Source organism: Dietzia sp. CW19 (genome assembly GCF_014145265.1).
GTDB lineage: Bacteria > Actinomycetota > Actinomycetes > Mycobacteriales > Mycobacteriaceae > Dietzia > Dietzia natronolimnaea.
The window spans coordinates 1-5,285 of sequence record NZ_JAALEE010000151.1 but is presented as its reverse complement, the minus strand read 5'-3'; the positions used below and the strand labels follow the sequence as shown (position 1 = coordinate 5,285).

The window sequence follows — 5,285 nt, the reverse complement described above, 5'->3', positions numbered from 1 at the left end:
GTCCAGCCTGGGTCCTGCGGGGAGCCGGTCGATGATCGCACCGTCGACCGGCACCGGGGTCCCACCGACACCGAGGACCGCTGCGGTCTCCGGGTCGGGGATGTCGAAGCGCACGCCCGTATCGGCGACGATCGTCGTCACCGCACCGCGGGTTGACGTGCCTCGTCCGACCGCGGTCACCAGAAGGCCTCCACCGGGTACGCCGAGCACGTCGATCGCCGGCCCGCCCCCGTCCGCGCCGGCCACCGGACGCGCCTGTGCGGCCGACGGAGCCGGAGCGCCGGCGACAACGGTCACCCGCCGGCCCACTGACCCCTCCCTGCCCGCATCGCGAACGCACAGCACCGGGGAGTCACCGGTCGAGAGGACCGAGGGACGATCCGCTGGGAAGGCATCCACGTTCAGCGCCACCGAGCGCGGGACGCCCATCCGGTCGGGATCCACGGACACGACCGCACCCACCGTCGTCGTCGAACGGATGACGTCGGCCACCACCGGACCGACCTCCTGGACACCATCTGCCAGGGCGACGTAGGTCTCCCTGCCCGAGGCGGTGTCCACCGTGAACACCTGCCCGATCCGCAATGAGTCGAGACCGTAGTCCACCGGCCTGCCTGCCAGATCGATCTCCGGTCGCACCACCGGATCGACCTCCGGCAGCGGGTCGATCAACGCCGCGGTGACCGGCCGCGGCTCGACGCCGCCCAGTCCGAGGATCGCCAGCAGGTCGCCGTCCGACAAGTCGATTCTTGAGCGGGTCCCGTCCCGCAGCAGCCAGCCCCTGCCGTCCTGGTCGGCCAGGACGATCTCGTCGCCGGTGGTGTCACGCCCGGGTCCCGCCGCCCCGTCACGGGCGACGACACTCGTCGAGACGATCCGGGGGCGACCGCGATCGACGTCGGCGATCTCGTCGCACACGGTCCACGAGACCGCCGCGGCCCCGTCCTCGTCGCGCGGTGCCGGCAGCGCGGACGGCGCTCCGGGGATCCCGATCAGTCCTCCACGACGCGTCTGGGCGATGTCCGAGTCCCGCACAGTGGTGGGGTCGGCGGGCTGACCCGTCACCAGACGGGCGGACGCGAGGTTGAACACCGGGTGGACGGTGTCGCCGGCGCGGACATACATCTGGCCGGAGTCCCGGCCCACCATCACCACGGCGCGATCGACATCGGGCGTCGGATCGAGGAGGGCCAGGACCGCCGCACCGACGCAACCGAGGACGGCGGCGACCGCACCCAGCATGAGTCCCGTCGACTGTCGCCTGAGTGGATCGTGGAGCATCCGGACGTCGCGGACGGCCACCGCGTGTCGGGCCCGCCGGGACAGGAAACGGTGCCCGTCGACCTGCGCCCTGGTCGTCGGCTTCAGCGGCACGAACGGGCTCCTTCCCACGGATGTGACGCCCCGCGACGGCGGGTTCCGGGGGTAGGGTACGCCACTGTCCCGGCCGGATGGCCGGGCTTCCCGGGCGGCCTCGCGCGCCCCCGACCAGGCCAGGAGGACGTGTGACGGCTGCCCCTCGCACCCTTCTCATCCTCCTGACCGTCCTCCTGACCTCGGGGGTGCTCGCGGTGATCTGCCCGCCGCCCTGGCAGCCCTGGGTCCAGTTCGCCGCCGCCTCACTGGTCGCCTGCGCCGCCACCATCCGTCACCGGGGCCGATATCTGCTCGGAGGCGGACCGCGCCCACGCCGGTCAGACGTCGACGTCGTCGATCTGGTCTCGCCCGAGTTCTCCTTGGTCGGGTGCGTCGGCGGTCACCAGGTGGTGACCACCGGTGTCGAGGTCTCAGCCGGCGCTCTGGAGACCACCGAGGTCGGGAGCGACGACCCGGCGGATTTCCTCGGCGTCCGGCTTCCGCTGGGCGCGGTCGCGCGGCAACTCGACCAGGGTGGGGTGCTGCTCGAGGGGATCGATGTGGTGGTTCACGGGCGACGTGCGGCGACGGGCCCCGACGGCGAGGTGTACTGCTCGCTCGTGGGTCCGTTGGCTCTGGTCTCCCACCGGCGCGTCCACCTGCTCCTCCGATTCGACCTGTCCGAACTCGCGCTGAGCGCGCCGGCGGAGGCGGGGCGGGGTTCGCCGCAGTGGGTCATCGCGGTGGCCACCGAACGACTCCGCCGATCTCTGGTTCATCACGGGGTTCCGTGTCGTGTACTCGATGCCACAGAGCTGGCGGAGCGATACCTCAAGGCCGAGGCCGATCCCACCGACGGAGTGGGGTTGGTGGTCCGCCCCGGTGAGGACCCGCGCGAGGTCGTGGACGCCCTCACCTCTGTACCCGCGTCAGACATCACCGAGGTGCTCCGACTCCGCCGGGTGCCGGGCCGCCGCGACGTCGTCGACTCGATCTCGACCGTGGGTCTCGCGGGGCTCACCGTGGACTCGCTCCCCCAGTCCGCGGGATCGTGTCATCTGTTGCCGTCCCCGCGCGTGCTGCCCGTCCCGGGTGAGTCCCTACCCGAGACGCTCGCCGGCTCCACGGTCCGGCGGCGCCTCGATCAACTCGACGACCTCGCCCCGCCCGCCCACGGTTGCGGTCAGATCCTCGGGGCGACCCGGACCGGGAACGCGGCCGCGGTCCAGCTGGCGGGGCCTCACCAGCGCTCGGTACTCCTCGCGGCCGGTCCGGCCGTCTGTCGACAGGTGGCCTTCCGCGCGGTCGCCGCCGGGTATCGGGTGGCGGTGGTCACCGACGTCCCGGACCGCTGGAGACCGCTGCTGGCGATCGGCGACGAGACCAGATACCGGATTGTCGACCCCGATGCCTCGGACGCCGGCGCCCCCGTGGACGCGGTGTTCTGGGACGTCGACGGCCCATTGAGCGAGGGGCGGATCGACGCGCTCGCCGGTCCCGGCGGCCCCGACGTGACACCGCCGACCGTGATCCGGGTGGATGCCGACTGGGACGCCCCCGGCCCCGGGCGTGCGACGACCGGGAATCCGCCCGAGCTGGTACTCGATGGCAGGATTCCGGGCTGGATCTCCATCGAACCGCGTTCCGGACCCGCCCGGCAGGTGTCGGTCGTGACCGGCCCCGGAGAGGACGCGTTCGTGGGCCCGATCCCGGGTCCAGGTCCGAGTTCGGGGGACCTCACACCCGCAGGTGCTGAACCTTCCGCCAGCCCGGATCGTCGGTGACCGTCAGGGTCACCTCGCCCTGTTCCCAGCCGGAGGCGGCCACGCGCAGCTGCTCGTGCGCGGGGGTCGCGGAGTCCACGTAGAAGTGCAGGAGCCGGCGGCCGTTGCAGCTCTCGGCGCCCACGCACTCGCCGGTGCCCTCCAGGCGGTCGACCAGGTGGTCCTCGAAGTCCCGCAGCCCGGGCAGGGAGGCCGATCCCGGCAGACCGCCGTCCTCGACATCCGTATAGGGCACGTGGACGGCGACGTGCCGGTCGAACTCCGGGGCCGAGAGCGCCACCAGGGGCACGCGCACCACGGCCACCATCGGGCCCCGGGAGGTGTCGCCGTGCAGGATCTGCCAGGCGGGTTCCCCGTCCTCGTCCGTGTTGTCCCGCTCGATCTCCCGCAGGATCCCGGGCAGCGCGTCCAGCGAGACCGCGTCGTCCCCCGGGGCCGTGGCGTTGGAGCGGATCATGCCCACCCACATCTCCACCGCGGCCTCCCCGCACATGGCGTCGAGCAGCAGGTAGGCGGCGATCCCGGCGTCGGATCCCTTGAGTCCGGCGAACCCGGGGTGGTGCACGGTCACGTCGGCCCGGGAGAGGCCGCAGTCCACCACCACCTCCGCCTCGTCGAAGCCCAGGCGTCGGTCGCGGAAGTGCATGGCGCACCCGGAGACCGGGTCGCGCAGGTCCGCGTACGACCAGTCGGCGTCGGCGGGCGGGGCCTGAGCGAGCCACCGGCGCGCCGCCCTGCGGAGCTCGGGTACCCCGGCCGCGGTGACGGTCAGGCGGTGCGGCGCGCCGTGAGACCCGGGGACGAACTCCCACGACAACCCGGGGTCGATCGCCTCGATGAGCGAGGTGATCTCCGGGACCACGCGGCGGGCGTCACCCGACTCGAGCGCGGCGGTCGTCCGGCGGCACCCGCCCTCGGTCCACCACCGCCAGAAGGTGGTCACGGCCCGGTCCGAGCGGAGCCTGGCGGTCTCGATGCGGACGCCGGACAGGTCCATCGATCTGGAGAGTTGTCGGGGTCGTGCCGCGCCGATCGCCATCTGTTCTCCCTCCGCCCGTCACGGTCCGTCTGGCTGGTCTCACTCCAGTATCCGGATAAGCCGCCACTCGTGCGCGGAACGACTCACCCCGGCCGGGCCCCCGGGCCGGTCCTGTCCCCCGTCAACGGGTGCGCATCGGCGTCCGCACTGGAAGAGTCTCGGGTATGACCAACCCCCACGGATCCCCCGACGCCCCGACCGGCCCGCGCGTCCTCGTCATCGGCGCCACCGGGTACGTCGGCTCCCGTCTCGTCCCCCGACTGCTCGCCGACGGCGCCGAGGTCTCGGTCCTGGCGCGCACGCCCGCGCGTCTCGACGATGTGCCGTGGGGGGACCAGGTCACCATCCACGAGGGCGGGCTGGGAGACGAGGCCGCACTGTCGGCCGCCCTCGCCGGCGTCGACGTGGCGTGCCACCTCGTCCACTCCATGGGCCACTCGACCGACTTCGAGAAGGAGGAGCGCGAGACCACCGAGGCGTTCGTCCGCGCAGTCGAGGCCGCCGGGGTGGGCCGCATCGTGCACCTGTCCGGGCTGCACCCGGAGGACGAGACCGACCTGTCGACCCACCTGCGCTCGCGCGTTGAGGTGGGACGGATCATGCTGGCCTCGTCCGTGCCCGCGCTGGTGATCCAGGCCGGGGTGGTGATCGGCTCCGGGTCCGCCTCGTTCGAGATGATCCGGCACCTGACCACCCGGCTCCCGGGGATGGTCACCCCGAAATGGGTCTCCAACCGCATCCAGGCGATCGCCGTGCGGGACGTGGTCCACTACCTCGCGGCCGCCACCACGGTTCCGCTCGACGGGGACCTGGCCGACGGGCGCGTGATCGACGTGGGCGCGCCGGACGTGTTGACCTACGGGCAGATGATGCAGATCTACGCCGAGGAGGCCGGGCTGCACCGCCGGCTCATGGTCCCCGTCCCCGTGCTCACGCCCAAGCTGTCCTCGCTGTGGATGGGCCTGGTCACCCCGCTCGAGCCCGCCCTGGCCCGGCCGCTGGTGGAGTCGCTGCGCTGCGAGGCGATCGTCCTGGTCGACGACGCCGACGAGGTGCTGGGCCCCCCGCCCGGCGGCCGCACGAGCTACCGCCAGGCCCTCCGCGAG

Annotated in this window: 4 protein-coding genes; 2 read left to right on the top strand and 2 right to left on the bottom strand. The window is 72.8% G+C overall.

Annotation, left to right across the window (positions count from 1 at the left end; genetic code table 11):
* A partial coding sequence (gene eccB / locus G6021_RS05380; protein ID WP_182640803.1) for a type VII secretion protein EccB occupies nt 1–1,374 on the bottom strand: 1,374 nt, incomplete at its 3' end.
* Nucleotides 1,375–1,505: 131 nt separating this feature from the next.
* Here eccB and G6021_RS05375 point away from each other — a divergent pair.
* On the top strand, nt 1,506–3,140 hold the full coding sequence (locus tag G6021_RS05375; RefSeq protein WP_347238918.1) for a type VII secretion protein EccE: 1,635 nt from the start codon (nt 1,506–1,508) through the stop codon (nt 3,138–3,140).
* On the opposite strand, the gene G6021_RS05370 is transcribed toward G6021_RS05375, so the two are convergent.
* The gene (locus tag G6021_RS05370; protein ID WP_179525901.1) at nt 3,094–4,179 is read right to left on the bottom strand and encodes a DUF695 domain-containing protein; all 1,086 of its coding nucleotides are present in this window, start codon (nt 4,177–4,179) and stop codon (nt 3,094–3,096) included. The two genes, G6021_RS05375 and G6021_RS05370, sit on opposite strands and share 47 nt — an antisense overlap.
* 164 nt (nt 4,180–4,343) lie before the next feature.
* Here G6021_RS05370 and G6021_RS05365 point away from each other — a divergent pair.
* Nucleotides 4,344–5,285, top strand: a 942-nt coding sequence (locus G6021_RS05365) for an NAD(P)H-binding protein (protein ID WP_182640801.1), incomplete at its 3' end; no start/stop codon positions are given.